Origin of the sequence: Thiomicrospira sp. ALE5, assembly GCF_900112445.1 — a bacterium.
Taxonomy (GTDB): Bacteria; Pseudomonadota; Gammaproteobacteria; order Thiomicrospirales; family Thiomicrospiraceae; genus Thiomicrospira.
Map to the genome: position 1 here is coordinate 821,736 of NZ_FOYY01000003.1, position 23,098 is coordinate 844,833.

Genomic DNA, 23,098 nt, shown 5'->3' on the forward strand with positions numbered 1-23,098 from the left:
TACCCCATGCTTAGTAGCCCATAAAGGAGTTTGACCATTAGCCTCAATGCGACCAGTCCCCAGCAGGATGCTAGCCACTTTTTAGTGGCTTTTATCCTGAGTCTACTTTTGATGGTAGCGGACTATTATGGTCAATACTCGGGTCAAATAAAAAATTTACTTACCACGGTACTCGAGCCGGTAGAACGGGTTGCAAACGTGCCCTTCGACCTGCATAACTGGTATTTAAGCGCGAGCACCGAACAAACTGAAATTCATAATGAACTGTTACAGCTTCGCTCTGAAAACCTACTGCTTCGTAACCGATTAACCCAGTTTGAGACAACCCAACACGAACTAGAACGATTACAACGTTTACTTGGTACAACAGGGCGCATGGGACAGTATGACCTGCAAATTGCCAGTGTCACACAATTTTCAATCACACCCCTAACGGAATATAAAACCTTAAACAGGGGCGCGATTAACGGTGTGCGCCTGCAGCAACCCGTAGTGGATGCTAATGGTATCGTTGGGCAAATAAGCCATGTCACCCCCTTTAAAAGCAGGGTGCTATTAGTAAGTGACCCGAATCACCAACTCTCTGTACGAAATTTACGCACAGGCAAAAGGGGTATTTTAACGGGGATGGGGCAAGGCATGACACAACTGCATTTTATGTCAACTACCAGTTCGGTTAGAGTCGATGATATATTAGTGAGCTCTGGACTAGACGAACTTTTCCCAGCAGGCTACCCAGTTGCCCAAGTAACACGCGTCCAACATTATCCTGGTGATAGCTATTTGACTATTGAAGCCAAACCCTTAGCGAATCTTTATCACAGCTATGAAGTGTTAATTATTGAAAGACAGACCCCATGACGGACCGCATCAATGACTTAGAGTTTCGCAAAGTAATATGGCTGTGGCTATTTGGTTATTTTGTTGCACTCACAGCCAACGCGATTAACTTGCAATTAACTAGCCCCCTGTTTTTACCTCCGCTGGCACTCCTAATTGCCTTCTTTTGGGCGAGTCATTTAATTAACGCATCTCACTTAATTAGCGCTTTTGTACTTGGGCTGCTTTATGATGGGCTTTACCAATCACTGCTCGGCATGCATGCCCTACTATTTGTGGTGTTTATGTTTTTAATGTTGCGAATCAGATTGCGATTTCGAAGCTACCGCATTTGGCAACAAGCCTTGCTTATTACCCTTTACATCTTGCTATACCAAATCATTTATTATTGGATTACACCGATTCAACTAGACGAACATAGCATCTGGGCATACTGGTCGGCTCCTCTTTTGGCAGGCTTGTTATGGATTCCTATCGTCATGAGCTTTCGCTGGCTAACTCGCATTAATGTGACCCATTAAACGATTATGAATTGGTTTCGCAAAAAATCACCTTCATCACACCAAATGGGCTGGAAAGCCGCCCCCAAGGCTATGGTATGGCCTTTTAAAAACCGGCTCATTTTTGCATTACTAATCATCTTGCTTGCGTTTAGCGGCCTCATAGCGCGAATGGTTTACTTACAATACCATCACCATGAAACCTACCTAGAGCTGGCTGAAGGTAATCGCATCTCTGTTCAAGCTGTTGCACCAGAGCGCGGCAAAATTTACGATCGCAATGGCCAGTTAGTCGCTGACAATCAACCCGTTTTCTCGTTAAGTTTTACGCGTGAACGTATTCCTGACCTTCAGGCTAGCATTGATAACCTTGCCTTGCTGTTGCCCGATATTGATCAAGAACGCTTAAGCCAATTTAGCCAGCGCATCACGCGCTTGCCCCGCCACCAAACCCACGTATTTCCTACCAGTCTAACGGATGAGCAGGCGGCTATATTTGCGGCCCACAATCACCGATTTCCTGGCATTCAATTAACGGCTAGGCAAAAGCGCGTCTACCCTCATGGCCAATCAACGGCACACTTGGTCGGCTATGTCGGGCGCATTAGCGAACAAGATTTGCCTCGAATTGATCGTGCCCGCTATCGCGCTACAAGCACCATTGGTAAGTCTGGACTTGAACGCTTTTATGAAGATCAATTACACGGCTACCCTGGACTCCGCCGTGTAGAAACCAATGCACGCGGTCGCGTGATTCGCATACTTGAACATATCCCAGCCACCCCTGGAGAAGACTTACACCTAACCGTTGATATCCGCCTACAACAATTTTTAGAACAAGAACTCTCTGGCTGGCGAGCTGCGGCAGTGGCCATTGAGCCAAGCAGTGGCGAAGTATTAGCGTTTGTCAGCACGCCAAGCTTTGATGCCAATTTATTTGTTGATGGTATCAGCCATAACGACTATAACAGCTTGCTTACCGATCCTCGCAGACCGCTGATTAATCGTGCCAGTCGTGGACTGTACCCGCCGGGTTCGACAACAAAGCCAATAACTGCTTTAGGTGCGTTAGAACTTGGCTATACCAACATGACCAGACGCATTTTTGATCCAGGCTATTTTGAATTTCAAGATCGGCGCTACCACAACTGGCGACGTGAAGGCCATGGCTGGACAGACCTAAAACGCTCTATTGTTGAATCCGTTGATACCTACTACTACAAAATGAGCTTAGATATGGGGATTGATACCCTACATGACATCTTGGCTCCCTTTGGTTTTGGTAAACGAACCGGGATTGATCACCCGGGCGAACAAGCTGGCATTCTGCCCTCACAAGCATGGAAACGCGCTGTGCATGGCGAAGCATGGTTCCGAGGTGAAACCATTATTTCCTCTATTGGACAGGGTTATAACCTTATTACACCCTTACAACTTGCACACGCGACCAGTATTTTAGCTAATCGTGGTCAAGTCGTTACACCGCACTTTAATCAAGCCATTGAACCCAAGGTTGACCAACTTGCTATCGAAAACCGACAGCACTGGGAATATGTTATTGATGGCATGGTGGACTCCGTTCATACCCCACGCGGCACAGCCTGGAGCTCTGGACGCCAAATTGAAGGCTATAAAATTGCCGGCAAAACGGGAACTGCCCAGGTATTTAGTTTGAATGACCAAGAATACCGAGAAGAAGAACTCGATCAACGATTACACAATCATGCGCTATTTGTGGCTTTTGCGCCCGCTCATCAACCTAATATTGCCATCAGTATTATTGTTGAAAATGGTGGCGGTGGTGGCCGAACCGCAGCACCTATTGGAGTGCGTGCTATTGATTACTATCTGCGGGAATTGCGATGATCTCACTGTTTTCAAACATTAAACTCGGATCACCCTATGTTCGCCCCAAAAACTGGCTGGCTCGCCTACACCTAGACGGCTGGTTACTATTAGGGCTTGCAATGCTACTGACCATTAGCCTAATGACAATATACAGCGCTTCTGGTGCGGACTGGCAAGCTACCCAAAACCATGTAATCAGAATGGGTATTGCCGTCCTACTCATGCTAGTCTTTGCACAAATCCCGCCCTCATGGCTTAAGATAGTGACGCCTTGGTTGTTTGTAGCTGGCTTTTTTATGTTGGTGGCTGTTTTGGTTGCCGGCGATATGGGCAAAGGAGCGCAACGTTGGCTAGATTTAGGCTTTATACGCTTTCAACCCTCAGAAATGATGAAAATTGTCCTCCCCATGATGATTGCATGGCTGTTTATTAACCATGATTTACGCATTCACCCATTGCGATTTATTTTGGGGCTACTCTTAACGGCGGTGACCGCTGGCATGATCTTTTTACAGCCCGATCTCGGCACGGCTTTGCTTATCGCTATGAGTGGACTGTTTGTGGTGTTTTTAGCCGGCCTACCATGGAAGATTATTGTCGGTGCCCTTGCCGCACTGCTTGCAAGCGCACCGATTGCATGGAATTTTTTACATGCCTATCAACAACAACGCATCCTCACTTTCTTGAATCCCGAAACAGACCCGCTCGGCGCCGGTTATCATATTATTCAATCCAAAATCGCTATAGGGTCTGGCGGTATTGAAGGTAAGGGTTTTTTGGGGAGCACCCAGGCCCACTTAGAGTTTTTACCAGAAAGCACCACCGATTTTATTTTTTCCGTTTTTGCTGAAGAATTTGGCCTAATTGGCGTCATCGCACTGCTCAGCGTGTACCTATTTGTACTCATTCGTGGTCTTATCATCGCTTATTATGCACAAGAACGTTTTACCCAACTCATTGCCGCGAGCTTTACCCTCACTTTTTTTGTATATATTTTTGTTAACATTGGTATGGTCAGTGGCTTATTTCCCGTAGTTGGGCTCCCCTTACCACTTATTAGTTATGGTGGCACGTCAATGGTTACCTTATTGATCAGTTTTGGCATTTTGATGTCGATCCACACCCATAAAAAGCTCTTATTCACCAAGGCAGATTAATCGGCTATCAGTACTTTTTAACCCCAAACTCAGCCTAATTTATGGTAAATTAGTCGCCTAATTATTCAATGCATTTATGAGTCTTGCTTTATGAAACTAAGTCGTACACTGCTCGTTACACTATTGTTCAGCCTCAGTTTAGTTGCGGCTAAAGCGCTTGCTAACAACCCATTTATAATTCCATCCCCCCCCAATGTCGCTGGCACAGCACACATTGTGATGGACTTTGACAGCGGCGCAATTATCACTAGCCACGAACCCGACATGCAAATTGAACCTGCAAGCCTCACCAAGATCATGACCGGCTATGTTGTGTTTAGTGAAATTCGCAATGGTCGCATTCAGCTTGATGACATGGTTACGATTAGCCACAAAGCTTGGCGCATGCCTGGCTCTCGCATGTTTATCGAAGTGGATACGCAAGTATCCGTTGAAGACTTAATTCGTGGCATGGTGATTCAGTCAGGCAACGATGCCAGTGTTGCATTGGCAGAGTATATTGCCCGTACCGAAGAAGATTTTGCGATTTTGATGAATCAGTACGCTGCAAAGCTAGGTATGACTCACACACACTTTTTGAACTCGACCGGGTTACCTGATCCAGAGCATCTGACCACAGCGCATGATCTGGCTATTCTTGCCCGTGCGCTGATCACGGAGTTTCCCGAATTTTATAGCTGGTATTCTGAGCGTAGCTTTACCTTTAACGGTATCACCCAGTTCAACCGCAACCGTTTACTTTGGCAAGACTCTACTGTTGATGGGTTAAAAACCGGCCATACTAGCTCAGCGGGCTACTGCCTAGTCAGCTCGGCTCAGCGTGATAATATGCGTGTAATCAGTGTGATTGCCGGCACCGATAGCGCCAATCAGCGTATCGCCGAAAGCCAGCGCTTAATTAATTACGCATTCCGTTTTTTTGAGGGGCATAAACTTTACGAAGCAGGACAACGCTTACAAGAGGCACGTGTATTTGGTGGCGCTAAAGACTTAGTTAATATTGGTGTCAATGATGACGTGCATGTCACCATTCCACGCGGTCAATATCAAAACCTTGAAATTGAATTGGTGATCCCAAACAAACTTAATGCACCACTTCAGGCCGGCGATCAAATTGGCAGCTTACAGATAAGCTTTAATAATGATATTTTGGCTGAACCCGCCATTGTCGCCCTTGAATCGGTTGAAAAAGGCTCCTTTTTTAAACGCTTGTTTGACAACATCAAACTATTCTTTAAAAACCTTTTTAGCTTTGGTGACTAGCCTTGGGCACTTCACACATGCAATGGGCCTATCTTAACGGCCAATTTCAGCCGCTGCATGAAACAAAAATCTCGGTCCTTGACCGAGGTTTTTTATTTGGCGATGGCGTTTATGAAGTGGTGCCGGTTTATAACGGGCAGTTATTTGAATGGCCGGCGCATTATGCCAGGCTGGAACGTTCGCTTGAATTAACCCAGATTGCCAACCCACTTGATCAGCAGGCCTGGTTAGAGATGCTGAGCGAACTCATTCTACGCCATCCTTGGCCTAGCCAGTTTATTTATCTACAAATCACCCGTGGTGTGCAAACACCCCGTGATCATTTGCCGGCCGCTGAATTAACCCCTACGCTACTTGCTTACACCAACCCTCTAGCGCCGATAGACAAACACAAAGTTAGTCAGGGTATTGCGGCGATTACTCATGCCGATTTACGTTGGCAACATTGTGATATCAAAGCGATTACCCTTTTAGCCAACGTCATGGCTAAACAAGCGGCCCAGGCCGCAGACGCGCAAGATGCGTTGTTAGTTAGACCTGACGGACGCGTAACTGAAGGTAGCGCGAGCAATATGTTTTTAATTAAAGATGGCGCTATTCATACCCCGCCGCTCAATGAATTTATTTTGCCAGGCATTACGCGCCAGGTGGTTGAAAAACTGTGTCGCCAACACCATATAGAATTTATTGAACGCGATATTGATCAAGCTGAACTCAGTAGCGCCGATGAATTATGGTTAGCCAGTTCAACCAAAGAGATTATTCCGATTGTACAGCTGAATAACCAACCTGTCGGTTCCGGTCAAGCTGGCCCTACTTGGTCACACATATTTGACCTTTACCAAGCCTATAAACACCGTAATTCGACACCTTAAAGGATGGGTATGACTTCGCAAACCACCCCAAATAAAACAAGCGCCGCAACACAACAACCCGACACCTTAATTGAGTTTCCTTGCCAATTTGAACTCAAAGCGATGGGACAGCACTGTGACGAGTTTGTTGAGCTGGTTTATCAAACCACCCAAAAATATGCGCCTGACGTCAGCCGCGATGCGATACGCTTGCAAGCCTCTAAAAACGGCAAATATGTGTCAGTAAGAATCACCTTTTACGCAACGCATATCGAACAAATTCATGGCATTTATGGCGAACTCAATGCCCATCCAGATGTACTTTGGACACTTTAAGCAATAGTATAATGGCAGCTGGTTTGCCCATTCAGATTAAACCCCTGGGATTAATTGACTACCAGGCCTGCTACCAAGCGATGCAGGATTTCACCCAAGCACGCCACGAAGATACCCCTGATGAAATTTGGTTAGTCCAGCATCCACCGGTATTTACTCAGGGTCTGAACGGCGATGCCAAACACCTGCTAGACCTCATGCAAGGCCCAGCAAAGATTCCACTGATCCAAACTGACCGTGGCGGTCAAATCACCTATCACGGACCCGGTCAATGGATCGTCTATCCACTGCTTAACCTAAAACGACGCCAGCTCGGTGTCAAAGCACTCGTTCATCTGCTTGAGCAGACCGGCATTAACTTGTTAGCTGATTATGGCATCACCGCCACCGCCCGCGCCGATGCGCCCGGTTTATATGTGGCCGGTCAAAAAATCGCTTCACTGGGCTTAAAGGTTAAACGCCAATGCAGCTATCATGGTCTAGCGCTAAACGTCGCAATGGACCTGAGTCCGTTTCAGTGGATTACCCCTTGCGGGCTAGCGGGCATCCAGATGACACAAGTCAGCAACCATGTGCCTGACTTCGATGCAAACCACGATTCTGAGCAGCTTGGCGAGGCGTTACTCAGCCATCTTATCGCCGCACTTCACGCACATGGCGCATCTTCGTTATAATAGCCCCTCGACCCAAAGAGATTAAACCATGCAAAACTATCAGGAAATCAGCCTCGATACCATTGGCGGACTTAAAGCACGCAATCAAGCGATGAGTAAAGGCGAATATAAAACTAAAGCGCTAAAGCACCGCCCCGACCCTGAACGTGAACGCTTGGCCAAACCTAATTGGATTCGCGCCAAACTGCCCAAAGCCAAGGACATTCATCGCATTACCGAACTCAAGCAAATCCTGCGTGAGCATCAACTGCACACGGTTTGTGAAGAGGCCTCCTGCCCAAATTTAGGTGAATGCTTTGGTCATGGCACCGCGACCTTTATGATTATGGGCGATATTTGTACTCGCAAATGCCCATTTTGTGATGTCAAACATGGGCGTCCAAAAGCACTCGACCAACAAGAACCTCACCACTTAGCGACCACCATCAAAGCCATGCAACTCAAGTATGTGGTGATTACCTCTGTTGACCGCGATGATTTACGCGATGGCGGTGCGCGCCACTTTTTAGCCTGTGTGCAAGCTATTCGCGAACACGCACCCGACACCCAAATAGAAACCCTAGTACCGGATTTTCGGGGTCGCTTAACCGTCGCATTGGATCTGCTTGCCCAGTGCCCACCCGATGTGCTTAATCATAATTTAGAAACCGTACCGCGCCTGTATGAACAAGCCAGACCAGGCGCTGACTACCAAGCGTCACTGGATTTGCTCCAAAAATTTAAAACACTGCACCCACAGGTCAAAACCAAATCGGGTCTAATGGTCGGACTCGGTGAAAGCTATGCCGAAATGCTTGAAGTATTAAAAGATTTACGTGCTCATCAGGTGGATATGCTAACAGTGGGACAGTATCTTCAGCCGAGCGTTCATCACCTAGCCGTTGAACGCTATTGGACACCCGATGAGTTTAAGCAACTGCAAGACGATGCCTATGCGCTCGGTTTTAGCCATGTCGCCAGTGGCCCCATGGTACGCAGCTCTTATCATGCCGATTTACAAGCTAAAGGTGAATTTTAATGGCTCAAGATTCGATTCAACGTTTTTTATTTCAAGACCATGCTGTGCGCGGTCAAGTGCTACAACTGCACCAGGCCTGGCAAGCCATGCTCCTAGATCGTCACTACCCCGCTAACTTGCAGCAACTGTTTGGTGAGCTAACCGCCTTTGCGGTATTGCTGGCTAATGGCATGAAATACGAAGGCCGCCTCACCCTACAAGTGCAAGGCAGTGGTCCGGTTAATTTATTAGTGGTCGATATTGACGATGCCTTGCAATTACGCGGAGTGGCCAAAACCCAAGCCCCCTTAACCGATTTAACCGGCGCGCAGGCATTATTGGGGGATGGGCAAATATTAGTCACCCTAGAAAACCGCCAAACAGATCATTTTTATCAGTCTTATGTTGGCCGCGAATCGGATGATTTGGTGCAGGATTTACAAGGCTTTCTAACCCAATCAGAGCAACTAGAATCGCGTTTATTTATTGCCGTTAGCGACACGACGATTGGCGCGCTCTATTTGCAGAAAATGCCCGAAACCGATGGCCACGATGCCGATGCCTGGGATCGCGTCAGCCATTTGGCGGCCACAGTCAAACAGGAAGAATTATTAAACCTCGATAGCGCGACCCTATTGACGCGCTTATATCACGAAGAACAGGTTGAACTCTTCCCGGCTCGTCAACCGCTCTATAACTGCCCTGGCAACCGTGAACAGGTTGCAACCATGATAAAGGCCCTCGGTGAAACTGAAGCCCGCGCCATTCTTGCCGAACAAGGTGAAATCGTCGTACACAATGATATGTGCAATCGCTACGAACGCTTTAATGCCGACGATCTAGATCAACTGTTTAAACCGGCTTAGCCTAACAACAACCGCGGCTAATAGTACCGCTTTGTGCATTTTTTATGGCTTTACCCTAGCATAAACGGCATAATTGGCTAGTAAATCCGTATTTTTAACTTAGCATTGGAGTATGAACCATGAAAAACGCATTAAAAAACAGTCTATTGGCTAGTGCCATCGGCCTAGGCATGATGGCTACCCAGGCGCAAGCCGATGGCGGTCTTGGCGTCGGCATAGGCTATGGTCTATTGGCCGGCCCAACACTGGAACTTAACTACCCTATTAACAGTTATTTAGTCGCGCGTGGTTCGGTTTCAAGTGGCATGGGGTTAAACCAAACTAATCGCGTTGATAACGTCAACTACAAAATTAAAGCCGATGGCGGTATTCACCGATTGGGCTTAAATTATCATCCGTTTCAAGGCAGTTTTTTCTTATCGGCAGGCTATGCAATTAACCAGTTTGAATTGACCGCGAATGCAAGAGAATCCGGAACAGTCACTGTGGGTGATGATACCTTTGATGGAACTGTAGCCATTAACGGCAAACTAAAATGGGATAACGCACCGACTCTTTCACTGGGTTGGGGTCACAGCCCGAAGCAAGGTTGGGGTGCCTTATTTGAAGTCGGCGCGATCTTTACCGGTGCGGCGGATGTGAGCTTGAAAGGTACTACCAATGCACCTGGACGACAAGATGACTTAAACAAGGAGCTACGTAACGAAGAACGTAAATTGAAAGACGACGTCGCTAAACTCGATTTCCTCCCTATCCTGCAACTTGCGGTTACCTACCGCTTCTAAGTCCCATCTGGGCGTCATCCGACCATCCGACGCCCAAGTTGGAAAGTTTACTCCGCCAACGGGCGGGTAAACGCCTAGCCCACAAGCAAAAATTAACAAGTATCCATTATTAAAAACTGGTTGACAGTAACAGACTAGAAGATAAAATGTGTATCAAATTGGTAAATTTTTAGACTGATTTTTGATGATGTTCAAATACTTTCACTAACATAGTGTAAGTAGTTTCATCAATGCGTTTGGTAATGGTGGCCTGGTAAAGCTCGCAAAGCACGTGATGCAGATGTTCATAGCGATCTTGGTTAATCGTGTTAATTTGTTTTTCGATATTTTCAGGTTGTTGATGCGCTTGATCTAGCCAAAACTTGGGCAAACAAAAGCAATGCTCGATATGGCGCGCCAACTTTTCGCCAATATTGCGACTGGGACTGACACCCAAAATTCGACTAACTTGCGTAGGCGAACGCTCAATTCTTTCAGCGAAAAGCGCTTTATTACCTATGAAGTTAACTAGAAGTTGCGCATTGTGGCGCCTGATATCGTAAATACTGTTCATATTTTAAGAATAGTAACCATGTGAATAGCAAAAGTATATGACCAATTGGTTCATAGAAGGAAAAATAATGTTTGAGCTTGTTTACACTAGTCGTGCTAGTAGCATGATGACGGAAATTGAACTGGAAGAATTACGCAATGAAGCTATTTACTTTAACTCTATGCAGCAGATAACAGGACTGCTACTTTATAACAACGGGATTTTTTTACAACTTCTTGAAGGCGAACAACACGACATTGAATCCTTATACAGCAAGATTAAACAAGACTTCCGTCACTATGATGTTCGCCAAATATATAGCCGCCCGATAGAAAAACGAAGCTTTGGTAAATGGTCAATGCGGTTTTTTAATGTCTCACCACACCAGCGTCAAACTGAACTTCTTGACTTGCCTAGCGACCAACTTGATCTGACCGAAGATTGGATTATTCCCAGCACTGCAAAAGTGCTAATCAACGCATTCCAGCGTTTATAAAACACATCCGACAATCAGGAACAAATCAATGGAATCAAACGAACACCCTCAACCCACTCAACACAGAGGATTTGTTGTTGCACTTGGTGCCTCAGCCGGGGGGCTTGAAGCGCTCGAAAAATTTTTTGCCGCTTGCCCAACCGATACCGGCTTACCCTTTATCGTAATCCAGCATTTATCGCCAGACCATAAAAGCATGATGGCTGATTTACTCGGGCGTTACACCGCCATGCCGATTAAACTGGTTGAAGAAGGCATGCCGATTCAGCCCAACCATGTTTACCTAATTCCCGCAGGCACGATTATGCGCGTGGTTGGCGGCCACTTTGTCCTCACCCAAAAAACGCCGCATGTACTCAGCTTGCCGATTGATATTTTTTTCACCTCAATGGCCGAAGAATATGGAGACAAAGCCATCGGCATTATTCTATCAGGCACAGGCTCAGACGGCACTCGCGGTGCGTATGTGATTAATGAATCCGGCGGGTTCTTATTGGCACAATCACCCAAAGAAGCCAAGTTTAATGGCATGCCTAACAGCGTGATTGCCACCGGCCTGATTGATGATGTGTTAGATGCTGAACAGCTTGCTGAACGACTGCTCGACTATGTTAAAAACCCACAAAAAATTGTTAAACAAGACACGGCGCAACAAGGCCTGGATTATGAAGACCCCACCCATTTAATTTTTCACTATCTGGCGCAAACCACAGGCGTTGATTTTCACCAATACAAACAAGCCACCGTCACCCGACGCATTGAACGACGGATGCAAGTTAAACACATCTCAGATGTTAAAGACTATGCCAAACTGCTTGAGATAGACCGCACAGAACTGGCGAATTTAAGACGCGAACTCTTCATACCCGTTACCCGTTTCTTCAGAGACACGCCGGCCTTTGATGATCTGCAAACCATTGCGATAGATGACATTGTCAGCAAAGCCGAAAACGGCAACGGTATTCGTATCTGGTCCGCCGGCATATCCAGTGGTGAAGAAGTTTATTCGATTGCCATTTTGTTCTTTGAAGCCTTTGAACGCGCCCGGCGCTGGCCGAATTTAAAAATATTCGCCACCGATGTTAACCCGCAAGCAATTGAACTTGCCTCAACCGGCCATTACCCTGAATCAATTGCGGCTGAAGTCAGCCCCGAACGTCTGCAACGTTTTTTTAGCAAATCCGGCAATGAATATATTGTCAACCCCGAATTGCGCCAAGTCGTGGTATTTGCCAAACACAACCTACTCGCTGACCCGCCCTTTACCCGAATGGATTTAGTCACCTGTCGCAATACCTTAATTTATTTTCAAGCCGAACCGCAAAACAAAGCCTTGCAACGCTTACAGTACGCGACCAAATCCGGCGGCTATTTATTTTTAGGCTCAAGCGAATCGATTAACGCGATTGCCAAAGGCTTTGATACGGTTCATGCAAAAAGTAAAATCTTCCGCAGAAACTATGTCAATATGCCACTTATCGGCCTAGACAATAGTAAAAACTCACTTAAAAGCCAACCTCGCCTAACCAGACAGTTCAGCAAACTGAACGCACTTGAAACGGCTGAAGTCGCATTGCTCGATGAAACCAGTCATCAATTGATTAACGCCTATTCTCCGCCTGGTTTTTTAGTGAACGATCATCAAGAAATCATTCACCTGTACGGCGATGTCAAACCCTTTTATAAAATTCGTGCCGGCGCTGCCAGTATGGATATTACCCGCATTTTACCGGATGGGCTTATCTCCGTGGTTTCCGCTTTATTATTCAAAGCGTTAAAAGACCAAAAAGTATTTTATTCCGACCGTTTAAAACTTGAACTCGAGCCAGAAAATCCTTGCTTGTTACGCGTTTGCGTCCGACCGATTAGCAGCAATGCTGACGAAAAATTTGCCTTGGTGCTGTTTGAACCCCTTTCCTTGCAAGATAATGACCCGCAAAGCCAAACTATTAACCTGGACGATGAAACCGCTGCGCGGATTGAGGTGTTGCAACAAGAATTAGCGGCAACCCGTGAAAGCCTACAAGCCACGATTGAAGAACTTGAAACCTCAAACGAAGAACTTCAGGCTACCAATGAGGAGTTGATGGCCTCGAACGAAGAACTACAAAGCTCTAACGAAGAACTGCAATCAGTCAACGAAGAGCTCAATACGGTCAATGCCGAATACCAAGAAAAAGTATTACGCCTTAACCAATTAAATGCCGACCTGGATACCATGGCGAAGGCTGTGGGCGTAGCGACCATATTTGTTGATCACAATCTAAATATCAGCCGGTTCAGTCCCGATGCGGTTGGGCTGTTTAAGTTACGTGATTCCGACCTTGGACGCCCTTTGAGCGACTTGCACCACAGTTTTAACAACGAACATTTAATCGAGTATTTTGAACAAACCTTAAAAACCACACGCCCGTTTGAAACCGAACTTATTCATCAAAATCGCAAAATATTTTTACTGCGAATTCTGCCCTACCAAATACCATCAAGCGACAAACATGGTGCTGTGGCCAGTTTTATTGACGTAACTGCAATAAACGATGGAAAAAGACTACAAGCTACGTTAGATGCTCTCCCAGAGCATATTGCCGTGCTATCAATAGAAGGCGAACTTAAACTAGTCAACCAGGCCTGGGTGCGTTTTGCCAAAGCCAATGGCGATGCTCAATTAACCCATAGCGGAGTCGGTGCCAATTATCTTGAGGTTTGCAAACAAAGCCTTGATAACGCTGACCCAACCGCGCAAGAAGCTTATTTAGGCTTAAAGTCTGTTTTAGAAGGCTCACAAACACAGTTTAGCCTAAGCTATCCTTGTCACTCAGCTACCGAACAACGTTGGTTTGTGATGAATGTGAACCTAATTCAAAACCAGAAAGACTATGCGGTGGTGGTGAGTCATGCCAATATTACTGATTGGTACAAGCATAAAGATACGCCATGAATGAGTTAGAAAGAAACGCCCTACGTCAGCGCGCAAAGCAGCTATTAGAAGAACAGCCGGAACTCAGCGGCTTAGAGCGCCTTTCACACGCAGATATCTCAGCGCTGATTGAAGAAATGCAGGTCTATTTAGCCGAGCTGGAAGTCCAAAACCAGCAACTTCAAGACACCCAGCTCAAATTGAATCGCCAACAGGTTCAATATAAAAAACTGTTTGAGCACTTACCCATTCCGGCTTTATTACTCGATCAAGCTGGCATTATTCTTGATAATAACCATCAAGCTGAATTGTTTTTTGCCCACCGCACCACCCGCCATTTAACCCACCACTCTATTTTTCGTTTTTTAAGCAAAAATAATGGTCAATGGTTATTTAACCGCTTAAACGACCGCGAAAATCAAGAGGCCTTATCGGCTGAGTTTGACTGTGAAGTACAAGGGCAACGCATTCCGGTCAAAGTCAGCATTATGCCGATCAAACCGGTCATTGATCAGCTTGATGAACGTCAATTCATTATCACCATTATGGATTTAACCGCCCAATATCAGCGCCAAAAAGACTGGCAAATGTTTCAAGGCATTTTAGACCATAGCTCGGTGATGATTTATGCGTTTGACCATAACGGTGAATGCCTTTTAGCCAATCAAAAGGTCGCCGAATTGTTTGGCCTCGCCAGCCCATTGGATGTCATAGGTCAAAAGCGTGAGCAACTGATGTCGTTACAAGACTCAAACCGCCATTTTCAACATGATATGGAGGTCATTCGTTCAAAAAAACCACTTCAATTGAAAGAAGACATGGTTAAAAACGGGAAAATTCTCTATTTTTTAACGGATAAATTCCCACTATTTGATTCAAACAACCAAGTCTTCGCTGTTGGCGGCATTACCTATGACATTACCGAACAAACTGAATATGAAAAACAACTTACTATCTCAAACGAGATTTTTAATAAAGGTCAAGATGGTATTATGATCTGTGATCCAGATGGCCTTATCCTTTCAGTCAACAACTCTTTTGAAAAGATTACTGGCTACAGCGAACCAGAATGTTTAAAAAGAAACCCTCGGTTTTTATCTTCAGGCCGCCACCCTAAAACTTTTTATCAAGCTTTTTGGGACAGTCTTATTCAATTTGGTCATTGGCGTGGCGAAATTTGGAACAAACGTAAATCGGGGGAGATTTACCCGCAAGAACTGTCTGTCTCGGCGATTAAAGACACCCAGGGTAATCTGATTAACTACCTAGGTGTATTCAACGATATTACCGCTAAAAAACAAGCCGAGGAAGAAGTGGTGCACCTAGCCTTTTATGACGGTCTAACCGGTGTTGCGAATCGTCTGTTATTGCGCGAACGCACTGAACAACTCATTAGCGAGGCCTCACGCGAACCGATTGCCTTTAGTTTAATGTTTATTGACTTGGATCACTTTAAAGAAGTAAACGATGTGCATGGACATGACATGGGGGATTTACTCCTCAAGCAAGTCACGCAACGCATTAACCAATTGATACGCCCACAGGATACCTTGGCACGCTTAGGCGGTGACGAATTTGCCATTCTATTTCCCAAAATAAACCCTTTTAACAGTCTGGATTTAGGTGAACGCTTAGTGACGACTCTCGCCGAACCCTATCTAATCCAAGATGCCAATCTTCACATTTCGGCGTCGATTGGTATCGCGTTATTTCCAGACGATGCAAAGGATTACAACACCCTATTAAAACATGCCGACCTCGCGATGTATCACGCCAAGCAATCCGGGCGCAATGCTGTCCATCTTTTTAAAGCTGAACTTGAATCAGACCTTAATGCCAAAGTTACCCTCGAAACTGCACTGCGTGAAGCTATTACAAAACAACAACTATCATTGGTCTATCAACCACAAATCAATTTAGCCAATCATCAAATTGAAGGCATTGAGGCGCTAGTGCGTTGGACGCACCCTCAACTTGGCATCATTGCGCCTGATCAATTTATCCCCATTGCAGAGCGCTCAGATCAAATTATCCAAATCACCGACTGGGTGATAAACCAAGCCCTGAATTATCTAAACAAACTAAATCAGTCTTACCCCAAGCTCAAGTTATCCGTAAATATCTCTGCCAAAGAGTTAATTAAGCCCGACTTTGTCAGTCGAATTACACAGCATTTAAGCCGCTATCCATCTATTGAGCCAACACAGCTAGAATTAGAAATTACCGAACGTATTGCTATGTCAAACTCAGAAGCGGTACTCGCTATTTTTAATGGCCTTAACGATCTTGGTGTACAACTCGCCCTTGATGATTTTGGCACCGGTTATTCATCGCTTAGTTATCTAAAAAAATATTCACTACAGGTATTAAAAATCGACAAATCGTTTGTGGATGACATAGGTGTTGATGAAGAAGATGAGGCGGTATGTAAAGCGATTATTTCACTCGCCAAATCAATTGGCTATCAAACAATCGCCGAGGGGGTAGAAAGTCAACAGCAAGTTGATTTTCTATTGGAGCAAGGCTGTGATTTTGCACAAGGGTATTATTTTGCCAAACCACTAAGCCCAAAAGACCTAGCAGCGATGTTAGCCACACAACCCCTTAACTAATCCGCCAACTGGCGAGTAAACACCCAGTCTTGTTCAGTTGAAAGCTCAGGCGCAAATTGGTAACCAGCATAATCAAAATGTTTTAAGCCTTCCACCTCTTGCAACTGATGGTCAATCGCATAACGCACCATCAAGCCACGCGCTTTTTTGGCATAAAAACTAATCATCTTATACTGACCGTTTTTCCAATCTTTAAACTGTGGTGTAATCACGGGTGCGGTGAGTTTTTTCGGTTTGACCGCTTTGAAATACTCATTCGACGCCAAATTCACCAACGGCCCTTGCGCCTGCGTCAAATCATCATTGACAGCTTGAGTAATCTGCTCACCCCAAAAGGCATACAAATCCTTGCCCTGGCTATTGTTAAACTTAGTGCCCATTTCTAACCGATAAGGCAACATCAAATCCGTTGGGCGCAATAAGCCGTACAAACCCGACAAAATTCGCAGATGCTGCTGCGCATAAGCCCAACCTTTTTCTGTCAAACTCGACGCGTCCAAACCCTGATAGACATCACCTTTAAACATCAGCAAGGCCTGTTTTGCCGCCTCATCATCTGCTTTGGGCACTGACCAGGCCTGGTTACGCTGAAAGTTCAACTCCGCCAAGTCATCGCTAATATGCATCAATTGACTTAACTCAACCGGTCCAAGCGGTTGTAGCGCTTGCATTAAGGCTTGAGCCTGCGTCATAAAGCGGCCTTCAGTGATCGCTAAATCACTGGGGCGCGGGGTTTCATCTAGTGCTTTCGCTGGTGAAATCAACATTAACATGGTTTAAGCCTCGACAGGGTTCACACCCAACTCTGTTAAGAAATGGCGCAAGGCCATAATGTCATCTTTGTTTTCAATATCATGACCATGGTGCGGGGTATGAATCACTAATTCATTACCATCGCGCGCAATCTTAGCACGGCCATGATGAGACATATCAACGGTAAAACCATAATGCTCTAAAGCATGAGTCAGTTTTTTCCAATCTACATTCGCCGCAATCGGGTGGGCAAAAATTTTCGCTATCATTGCATCGTGTTTGTTACTCATCATCGTCTCCTTAACAAGATCAAATAGGTTAATTCCCTACACTTTCAGTATAGCACCAAGCTAAGCACTAAACCCACTCAAATCCTATCTTGCTTGGGCATCTTGGCGCGCTTGAGCTAACCGCTCTAAGGTGCCGACATCCTGCCAATACCCCTTATAAATCTGGCCGGTCACGCGTCCTTGCGCCATCGCATCACGTAACAACGGCGCTAAACCTAACCGCGAAACGGTTAAACCTTTAAATAAGTCTGGTGATAACAAACTAATACCGCTAAAAGTCCAACAGCCCTGCGCGCTCACGCGCCCCTGCTCATCCAAGCCAAAATCCCCGGCTGTTTTAAACGCCGGCGTGGGAACAAGTACCAAATGCGCCAACATCCCCTCGGCGAGCGTTTGCGGCATCGCTGACCAATTAAAATCGGTCAAAATATCGGCATTGACCACCCAAAACGGCTGCCCCCCTAACTGGGGTAACGCCATGATAATGCCGCCAGCAGTTTCTAATCCACCAGCGGGTTCCAACTGGGCATGCCACTGCCAATCGCTCGGCAAACGGGCTTTTGCCTGCTGCGCATAACGCGCCACCTCAGCAAACACTTGCTCAGCCAGCCAGGCACCGTTCACCACTACTTGCGTCACCGATGTTTGTTCTAACGCAACCAAATGACGCCACAGCAAACTCTGCCCGCCGACCTCCACCAGCGGTTTCGGACAGCTATCGGTTAAGGGCCGTAAGCGCTCGCCACGACCCGCCGCCAAAATCATCGCCTGCATCATCTTTTGCATAGAGGCGACGCCTCGCAATATGCCAGAACAGGGCTGACCAATTCTTCCAGCGCTGCCAGCTCAGGGTAAGCCTGGGCTTGTTGTAGAATGTAACCCAGCGTACGTGGCAAGGCCGTTAAATACCCCTCTTTACCATCACGCAGATATAAGCGCGCAAAAATGCCGGCCGCTTTTAAATGCCGTTGCACGCCCATCCAATCGAAATCTTGCTGAAAGGCCGGCCAGTCCGGCAGGTTTAATTGCCCACCGTGCACCAATTCACTGGCCAATAAACGCTGATAATACTGCTGCAACCAGGCCTGCTGCTGTGCCATCGGCCAATCAATATAACAATCACGAATCAGTGATACTGCATCATAGGTAATCGGCCCTAACACGGCATCTTGGAAATCTAGCACGCCAAGAATGGGGTTTGCCTCTTCAGCGGTCGGCAAGGACATTAAATTGCGACTATGATAATCCCGATGCACCCATACCTGAGGTTGTGCTAAGGCGCGGTTTATTAAACTCTCGGTTATTGACGACCAGGCCTGCTGCTGGTTGACCGTCCATGATTGGGCGCAAAATTTAGTCGCTAACCAATCACGAAACAAACTCATTTCCTCGGCCAGTTTTTGTGCCGAATAAGGCATGATTAGCCCCGACTGGGGCCAAACCTGCTGCGCCTGTTTAAAACTATTTAACTGAATCTGTGCCAAGTCCAATAAAGCCTGCTGGTAAAAGCGATTGACCGCGTCCTTATTCTGCTGAACCTGTGACACCGCCTGCCAAAAGGTGGTGTGGCCAAAATCATCCAACAGCAAAAACCCCGCTTGATCATTTTGGGCATAAATACGTGGCGCCCGATAATCTAAGGCACCTAAGGCCCGTGCCCAGCGCACAAACGGCTGCATATCTTCTAGCGCAGGTGGCGCATCCATCACAATAAACGATTGTGCCTGATCAGTGCGGATAAGCCGAAAATAACGCCGAAAACTGGCATCGGCCGACGCCACTTGCAAGGGCAACCAGGCCTGGTTTTGCAACAGTGATAACCGACTTAACCAGGCCTGCATCTGTTCTAGTCGCGGGTCGGGTTGATGGCTGTGGGAATGGTTAAATTGACTCGTAAGCTGACTGTCTGACTGCAAGCCTTATCCTTTTGCGGAACACCCGCCCATTTCTAAGACGCCCATTCTATTCTCAGGTAGAATGAGCGCAAAGAATTTTTCAAAACCTGAATTTAATAATGCCTGTTTTTAAATGTCAACTTTTCTACTCGTTTATCCTTAGGCTGCGCTCTAGGATTGCTAGCCTATTGACGCTGCTCACTGTAAGTATGAGTATGACAATTTTCAGCACACCTGCTATGGCTGAAACCTGCTTAATTGATTGGCTCGAGCCGCCCCGCACCCTGAGCTTCCCAACTGATCAACAACGTCTTACCAGTCAGTCACTTAATCAACCTGATAGCGATACTTTTTGGCTCACCGGCGCTGTTGAATTACAACAAGATGGCTTATGGATACGCGCTGACCAAGCGATAGTAGATAATACACAGCGAAGGGTGCAACTGTTTGGCCAGGTTAATCTACAACAAAGTGATTTGATCTTGCAGGCACAGAGCATGCGCCATTTTTCGACATCGCAACAAACCTTAGCCGATGATATTCGCTATCAATTTACCGACACCCGTGCCCACGGTTTTGCTGCCCATATTGATGTTCAACCCGAGCAAGGTATTAGCTACCTTAACCAAGCCTCTTACACCACCTGTGCGTTAGATAACCCAGATTGGACCTTAAGCGGGCGCGAACTGGAGCTGAATCAAAACACCCGTCGGCTCTATGTTAAGCATGCACGCCTGGATTTTTATGGGGTGCCGATTTTTTACAGCCCCTATTTAGATATTCCACTCGATGACCGTGCTACCGGGTTACTCTTTCCTTATTTTGGTAGCGTTGACGCCCCGCATGGCGGTGGCGCTCTGGGCGTGTTTGCCCAACCCTATTATGTCAATTTAGCGCCCAATTTAGACACCACGCTGACTTTGGTTGCCATTGAACAGCGCGGCTTGATGCTGGATAACGAGTGGCGTTATTTACAGCCACGCCATCGCGGCGAGCTTAGTGTCAGTTTTTTAAATGATCAACGGGTGAGCGAACAAGGGTTGCAATTTGTTGATCGTGCCGGGCAAGATCAAACGCTGGATGCCCGCACCGAGCGTTGGCGGGTGAGTCTTGCCGGTCAGCAGACCTGGTCACGCTCTATGCGCTCAAATCTGGTTTGGCATGAGGTGTCAGATCCTGACTTTTACAATGACCTGCCCACCAACTTTAATGAAACCAGCAGTTTACGCACCCGTGATACGCGCTTAGAACGCCGTGCTGAGCTAAGATATAACCAAGGACCTTGGCGCGCAGAATTAAATTACTTGGGCTATTTGCCATTGCGTAATGGTGAAAATAACTACCTCGAAAAAGCGCCAGAATTGCGTCTGGGTTACAGTCAAAACCTGGGGCAATGGCGGGTGAGCCTAAATACTGAACGCACCGAATTTGTTCGTTATCGTGGTTTTAATGACTTTCAACGCGAAGGCCAAGTGCGCGGTCTGATTAATCGTGAGCAAATGGGCGAGCGTTGGTTAGTGCAACCACGCCTAGATTATCGCATCAGCGAAAGCTATGGCTTTATTAATGCAACAGTGCAAGCCAACCAGCGTCAATACCAAGTGATCAACCCTAACCCTCAAACCGCCGCACAATCATCCAACTTGGTATGGCAGACCGCGCTACGCGGGGGATTAAACTTTGAACGTGATATCACTCTGTTTAACCAGGCCTGGCAACAAACCCTTGAGCCTGAAGTGCAATATTTGTATGTGCCCTATGTCGATCAAAGTCGTCTGCCTGTTTATGACTCAGGACGCGCCAGTTTAGATTTTGGCAATCTGTTTCAACTTAACCGCTTTAGCGGCATAGACCGAATTGGGGATACCGAACAGGTTAGTGTGGCCGTCACGACCCGCTTTATTAACCCGGCAGGGGCACCCAAACTTGATGCCGCTGTTGGCCAGATTTATTATCTGCAAGACCGTCAAGTGACTTTATCCGGTCCAGCCATCGCAACGGACCCTCGCTCGGATTATTTTATGCGTTTGCGCAGTTTTTTTGACCCTTTTAGCGCGACCAGCACCAGCCAATGGGATGAACAAACCCTGGAGCTCAAACAAGTCAATAACCGCTTGGAGGCTCATTGGCAGCCGCGTTTATCTGTGTTAGCCACCCATCAAGGATTTAACTTGGATGATAAAGCTAGACGCCAACAGTCGTTAGGCTTAGGCAGTGTCTATCAACTGAGTCAAAACTGGCAAGTGGCCGGCTATGCGCAACGGGACTTAGAAGCAGATCGCACCCTACAACGCGCCGGCGGGCTGCGTTATGAAAGTTGCTGTTGGGCATCAGAGTTGATTATCGAGCAAGCAGAAACGCTCGATGGCCGTTATAATACAACCATTAAATATGTTATTGAATTTAAGGGTTTGAGTAATGTGGGCAACCGCCTTGCTGATACCTTACGCAGCGAACTGGATTTTTAAAGGACTCACTATGACCGCTCAAAAACATACCGCTCTAACCGGCTTGAAGCGTTTTTCATTACAAACCTGGCTGTTAGCAGGCCTGCTAATTGCAACGCTGGGGGTAGCACAGGCAAAAACGCCGTTAGATCGCATTGCAGCCGTCGTCAACAACGATATTATTTTGCTTAGCGAACTGGATGAGCAAACCAACCTATCCCTGGCTGAATTACGTGAACGTGGTATAAATCCACCTGAACGCAGCGTCATCCAAGAACGGGTTTTAGATTCCATTATCATGCAAAAACTACAAGAAGAGCGTGCGCGTGATCGAGGTCTACGTGTATCCGATGAAGACATTAACCGTCAACTCGTTCAGATTGCGCAAGAAAACAACCTAACGCTCGCACAACTGCGTGATGTGCTGAATCGCGAACAACCCGACGGTTTTAATAAAATTCGCAAACAGATTTCAAGTCAAATTCTGATTCAACGCTTACGAGAGATAGAAGTCATCAGCCAAATTGCCGTCACCGAAGACGAAGTGCAGCAATTTATTCAACGTCGTCAACTGGACGCGGCTAACAATGAATATCGCTTAGCGCATATTCTTATTAGCCGCCCCGATTCAGCCACCCAAGCACAACGTAACGACTTGCAAGCACGTATTAACCGTATTCACCAACAGTTAATTGATGGCGCCCCATTTGCAGAACTCGCCATTACGCATTCTGAAGGTCGCCAAGCATTGAATGGCGGTGACCTTGGCTGGTTGTCAGATGATCAAATTCCGTCTTTTTTTGCCGATACGGTTCGCAATTTGGCTCCAGGTGACATTTCGCCCATAATAGAAAGTTCCAATGGCTTTCATATCGTGACCTTGCTTGATAAGCGTCGCACCCAAACGCAATCTCAAACAGCCTTAGAGCAAGAAGCCATTCAAGCTATCCGTAACCGCAAAGGCAACGAGACCTTTGATTTGTGGATGCGTCGTTTACGTGATGATGCCGTCATCGATATTCGGTTGTGAGGCAGA

General features: G+C 46.5%; 21 protein-coding genes. 16 read left to right on the forward strand and 5 right to left on the reverse strand.

Annotated elements, in window-relative coordinates; all coding sequences use genetic code 11:
* Positions 1-30 precede the first annotated feature (30 nt).
* The 11 genes from mreC to BM293_RS04085 all read left to right on the forward strand — a co-directional run bounded on the left by mreC (position 31) and on the right by BM293_RS04085 (position 10,120).
* Positions 31-861 carry a rod shape-determining protein MreC gene (mreC, locus tag BM293_RS04035; RefSeq protein WP_234968889.1) on the forward strand — a complete coding sequence of 277 codons (831 nt, stop codon included), beginning with the start codon at positions 31-33 and terminating at the stop codon, positions 859-861.
* Entirely contained in the window at positions 858-1,361 is a 504-nt protein-coding gene (mreD, locus tag BM293_RS04040; RefSeq protein ID WP_093446997.1) for a rod shape-determining protein MreD, read from the forward strand. Before mreC ends, mreD begins: the two co-directional genes overlap by 4 nt.
* Before the next feature lie 6 nt (positions 1,362-1,367).
* Positions 1,368-3,206, forward strand: coding sequence for a penicillin-binding protein 2 (gene mrdA / locus BM293_RS04045; RefSeq protein ID WP_234968890.1), 1,839 nt, complete (start codon positions 1,368-1,370; stop codon positions 3,204-3,206).
* The gene (rodA, locus tag BM293_RS04050) at positions 3,203-4,345 is read left to right on the forward strand and encodes a rod shape-determining protein RodA (protein WP_093446998.1); all 1,143 of its coding nucleotides are present in this window, start codon (positions 3,203-3,205) and stop codon (positions 4,343-4,345) included. The genes mrdA and rodA overlap by 4 nt, the downstream gene beginning before the upstream one ends.
* A 90-nt stretch (positions 4,346-4,435) precedes the next feature.
* Positions 4,436-5,608, forward strand: a complete 1,173-nt coding sequence (locus BM293_RS04055; protein WP_093447000.1) for a D-alanyl-D-alanine carboxypeptidase family protein — start codon at positions 4,436-4,438, stop codon at positions 5,606-5,608.
* Between the two features lie 17 nt (positions 5,609-5,625).
* Positions 5,626-6,483, forward strand: coding sequence for an aminotransferase class IV (locus tag BM293_RS04060; RefSeq protein ID WP_093447862.1), 858 nt, complete (start codon positions 5,626-5,628; stop codon positions 6,481-6,483).
* A gap of 9 nt (positions 6,484-6,492) precedes the next feature.
* The gene (locus BM293_RS04065) at positions 6,493-6,798 is read left to right on the forward strand and encodes a YbeD family protein (protein WP_234968891.1); all 306 of its coding nucleotides are present in this window, start codon (positions 6,493-6,495) and stop codon (positions 6,796-6,798) included.
* 11 nt (positions 6,799-6,809) lie between these two features.
* Positions 6,810-7,472 (forward strand): lipoyl(octanoyl) transferase LipB, encoded by a 663-nt coding sequence (lipB, locus tag BM293_RS04070; protein ID WP_093447003.1) that lies wholly within the window; start codon positions 6,810-6,812, stop codon positions 7,470-7,472.
* A gap of 28 nt (positions 7,473-7,500) precedes the next feature.
* Positions 7,501-8,490, forward strand: a complete 990-nt coding sequence (gene lipA / locus BM293_RS04075; RefSeq protein ID WP_093447004.1) for a lipoyl synthase — start codon at positions 7,501-7,503, stop codon at positions 8,488-8,490.
* Positions 8,490-9,335: an Hsp33 family molecular chaperone HslO gene (locus BM293_RS04080; protein ID WP_093447006.1), complete on the forward strand. Its 846-nt coding sequence runs from the start codon at positions 8,490-8,492 to the stop codon at positions 9,333-9,335. Before lipA ends, BM293_RS04080 begins: the two co-directional genes overlap by 1 nt.
* 119 nt (positions 9,336-9,454) lie before the next feature.
* Positions 9,455-10,120: a hypothetical protein gene (locus tag BM293_RS04085; protein WP_093447007.1), complete on the forward strand. Its 666-nt coding sequence runs from the start codon at positions 9,455-9,457 to the stop codon at positions 10,118-10,120.
* 169 nt (positions 10,121-10,289) lie between these two features.
* Here the strand turns inward: BM293_RS04085 and BM293_RS04090 are convergent, their stop codons facing one another.
* Positions 10,290-10,673 (reverse strand): hypothetical protein, encoded by a 384-nt coding sequence (locus tag BM293_RS04090; protein ID WP_093447009.1) that lies wholly within the window; start codon positions 10,671-10,673, stop codon positions 10,290-10,292.
* A 67-nt stretch (positions 10,674-10,740) separates the two neighbouring features.
* Here BM293_RS04090 and BM293_RS04095 point away from each other — a divergent pair, with 67 nt between their 5' ends.
* Genes BM293_RS04095 through BM293_RS04105 form a run of 3 tightly spaced genes read left to right on the forward strand, consistent with a single transcriptional unit; the run spans position 10,741 to position 16,677 of the window.
* Complete coding sequence (locus tag BM293_RS04095; RefSeq protein ID WP_159428454.1) at positions 10,741-11,148, forward strand: BLUF domain-containing protein; 408 nt, start codon at positions 10,741-10,743, stop codon at positions 11,146-11,148.
* 28 nt (positions 11,149-11,176) lie between these two features.
* Entirely contained in the window at positions 11,177-14,086 is a 2,910-nt protein-coding gene (locus tag BM293_RS04100) for a chemotaxis protein CheB (RefSeq protein ID WP_234968892.1), read from the forward strand.
* Entirely contained in the window at positions 14,083-16,677 is a 2,595-nt protein-coding gene (locus BM293_RS04105) for a bifunctional diguanylate cyclase/phosphodiesterase (protein ID WP_093447012.1), read from the forward strand. The genes BM293_RS04100 and BM293_RS04105 overlap by 4 nt, the downstream gene beginning before the upstream one ends.
* Here BM293_RS04105 and yaaA read toward each other — a convergent pair.
* The 4 genes from yaaA to BM293_RS04125 form a co-directional block, all read right to left on the reverse strand.
* Positions 16,674-17,450 (reverse strand): peroxide stress protein YaaA, encoded by a 777-nt coding sequence (gene yaaA, locus BM293_RS04110; RefSeq protein ID WP_093447013.1) that lies wholly within the window; start codon positions 17,448-17,450, stop codon positions 16,674-16,676. The two genes, BM293_RS04105 and yaaA, sit on opposite strands and share 4 nt — an antisense overlap.
* A gap of 3 nt (positions 17,451-17,453) precedes the next feature.
* Positions 17,454-17,720 carry a hypothetical protein gene (locus BM293_RS04115; RefSeq protein WP_093447014.1) on the reverse strand — a complete coding sequence of 89 codons (267 nt, stop codon included), beginning with the start codon at positions 17,718-17,720 and terminating at the stop codon, positions 17,454-17,456.
* An 84-nt stretch (positions 17,721-17,804) separates the two neighbouring features.
* Entirely contained in the window at positions 17,805-18,506 is a 702-nt protein-coding gene (locus BM293_RS04120) for a nucleotidyltransferase family protein (RefSeq protein ID WP_369793705.1), read from the reverse strand.
* Complete coding sequence (locus tag BM293_RS04125) at positions 18,494-19,636, reverse strand: aminoglycoside phosphotransferase family protein (protein ID WP_093447016.1); 1,143 nt, start codon at positions 19,634-19,636, stop codon at positions 18,494-18,496. Before BM293_RS04125 ends, BM293_RS04120 begins: the two co-directional genes overlap by 13 nt.
* A gap of 188 nt (positions 19,637-19,824) precedes the next feature.
* Here BM293_RS04125 and BM293_RS04130 point away from each other — a divergent pair, with 188 nt between their 5' ends.
* Positions 19,825-22,083, forward strand: a complete 2,259-nt coding sequence (locus tag BM293_RS04130; protein WP_234968893.1) for an LPS-assembly protein LptD — start codon at positions 19,825-19,827, stop codon at positions 22,081-22,083.
* A 10-nt stretch (positions 22,084-22,093) separates the two neighbouring features.
* On the forward strand, positions 22,094-23,092 hold the full coding sequence (locus BM293_RS04135; RefSeq protein WP_093447019.1) for a peptidylprolyl isomerase: 999 nt from the start codon (positions 22,094-22,096) through the stop codon (positions 23,090-23,092).
* The last annotated feature ends 6 nt before the right edge of the window (positions 23,093-23,098 follow it).

Coding starts and splice junctions, on each gene's coding strand:
- mreD (WP_093446997.1), top strand. CDS start 858: ATGACGGACCGCATCAATGACTTAGAGTTTCGCAAAGTAATATGGCTG.
- mrdA (WP_234968890.1), top strand. CDS start 1,368: ATGAATTGGTTTCGCAAAAAATCACCTTCATCACACCAAATGGGCTGG.
- rodA (WP_093446998.1), top strand. CDS start 3,203: ATGATCTCACTGTTTTCAAACATTAAACTCGGATCACCCTATGTTCGC.
- BM293_RS04055 (WP_093447000.1), top strand. CDS start 4,436: ATGAAACTAAGTCGTACACTGCTCGTTACACTATTGTTCAGCCTCAGT.
- BM293_RS04060 (WP_093447862.1), top strand. CDS start 5,626: ATGCAATGGGCCTATCTTAACGGCCAATTTCAGCCGCTGCATGAAACA.
- BM293_RS04065 (WP_234968891.1), top strand. CDS start 6,493: ATGACTTCGCAAACCACCCCAAATAAAACAAGCGCCGCAACACAACAA.
- lipB (WP_093447003.1), top strand. CDS start 6,810: ATGGCAGCTGGTTTGCCCATTCAGATTAAACCCCTGGGATTAATTGAC.
- lipA (WP_093447004.1), top strand. CDS start 7,501: ATGCAAAACTATCAGGAAATCAGCCTCGATACCATTGGCGGACTTAAA.
- BM293_RS04080 (WP_093447006.1), top strand. CDS start 8,490: ATGGCTCAAGATTCGATTCAACGTTTTTTATTTCAAGACCATGCTGTG.
- BM293_RS04085 (WP_093447007.1), top strand. CDS start 9,455: ATGAAAAACGCATTAAAAAACAGTCTATTGGCTAGTGCCATCGGCCTA.
- BM293_RS04090 (WP_093447009.1), bottom strand. CDS start 10,673: ATGAACAGTATTTACGATATCAGGCGCCACAATGCGCAACTTCTAGTT.
- BM293_RS04095 (WP_159428454.1), top strand. CDS start 10,741: ATGTTTGAGCTTGTTTACACTAGTCGTGCTAGTAGCATGATGACGGAA.
- BM293_RS04100 (WP_234968892.1), top strand. CDS start 11,177: ATGGAATCAAACGAACACCCTCAACCCACTCAACACAGAGGATTTGTT.
- BM293_RS04105 (WP_093447012.1), top strand. CDS start 14,083: ATGAATGAGTTAGAAAGAAACGCCCTACGTCAGCGCGCAAAGCAGCTA.
- yaaA (WP_093447013.1), bottom strand. CDS start 17,450: ATGTTAATGTTGATTTCACCAGCGAAAGCACTAGATGAAACCCCGCGC.
- BM293_RS04115 (WP_093447014.1), bottom strand. CDS start 17,720: ATGAGTAACAAACACGATGCAATGATAGCGAAAATTTTTGCCCACCCG.
- BM293_RS04120 (WP_369793705.1), bottom strand. CDS start 18,506: ATGCAAAAGATGATGCAGGCGATGATTTTGGCGGCGGGTCGTGGCGAG.
- BM293_RS04130 (WP_234968893.1), top strand. CDS start 19,825: ATGAGTATGACAATTTTCAGCACACCTGCTATGGCTGAAACCTGCTTA.
- BM293_RS04135 (WP_093447019.1), top strand. CDS start 22,094: ATGACCGCTCAAAAACATACCGCTCTAACCGGCTTGAAGCGTTTTTCA.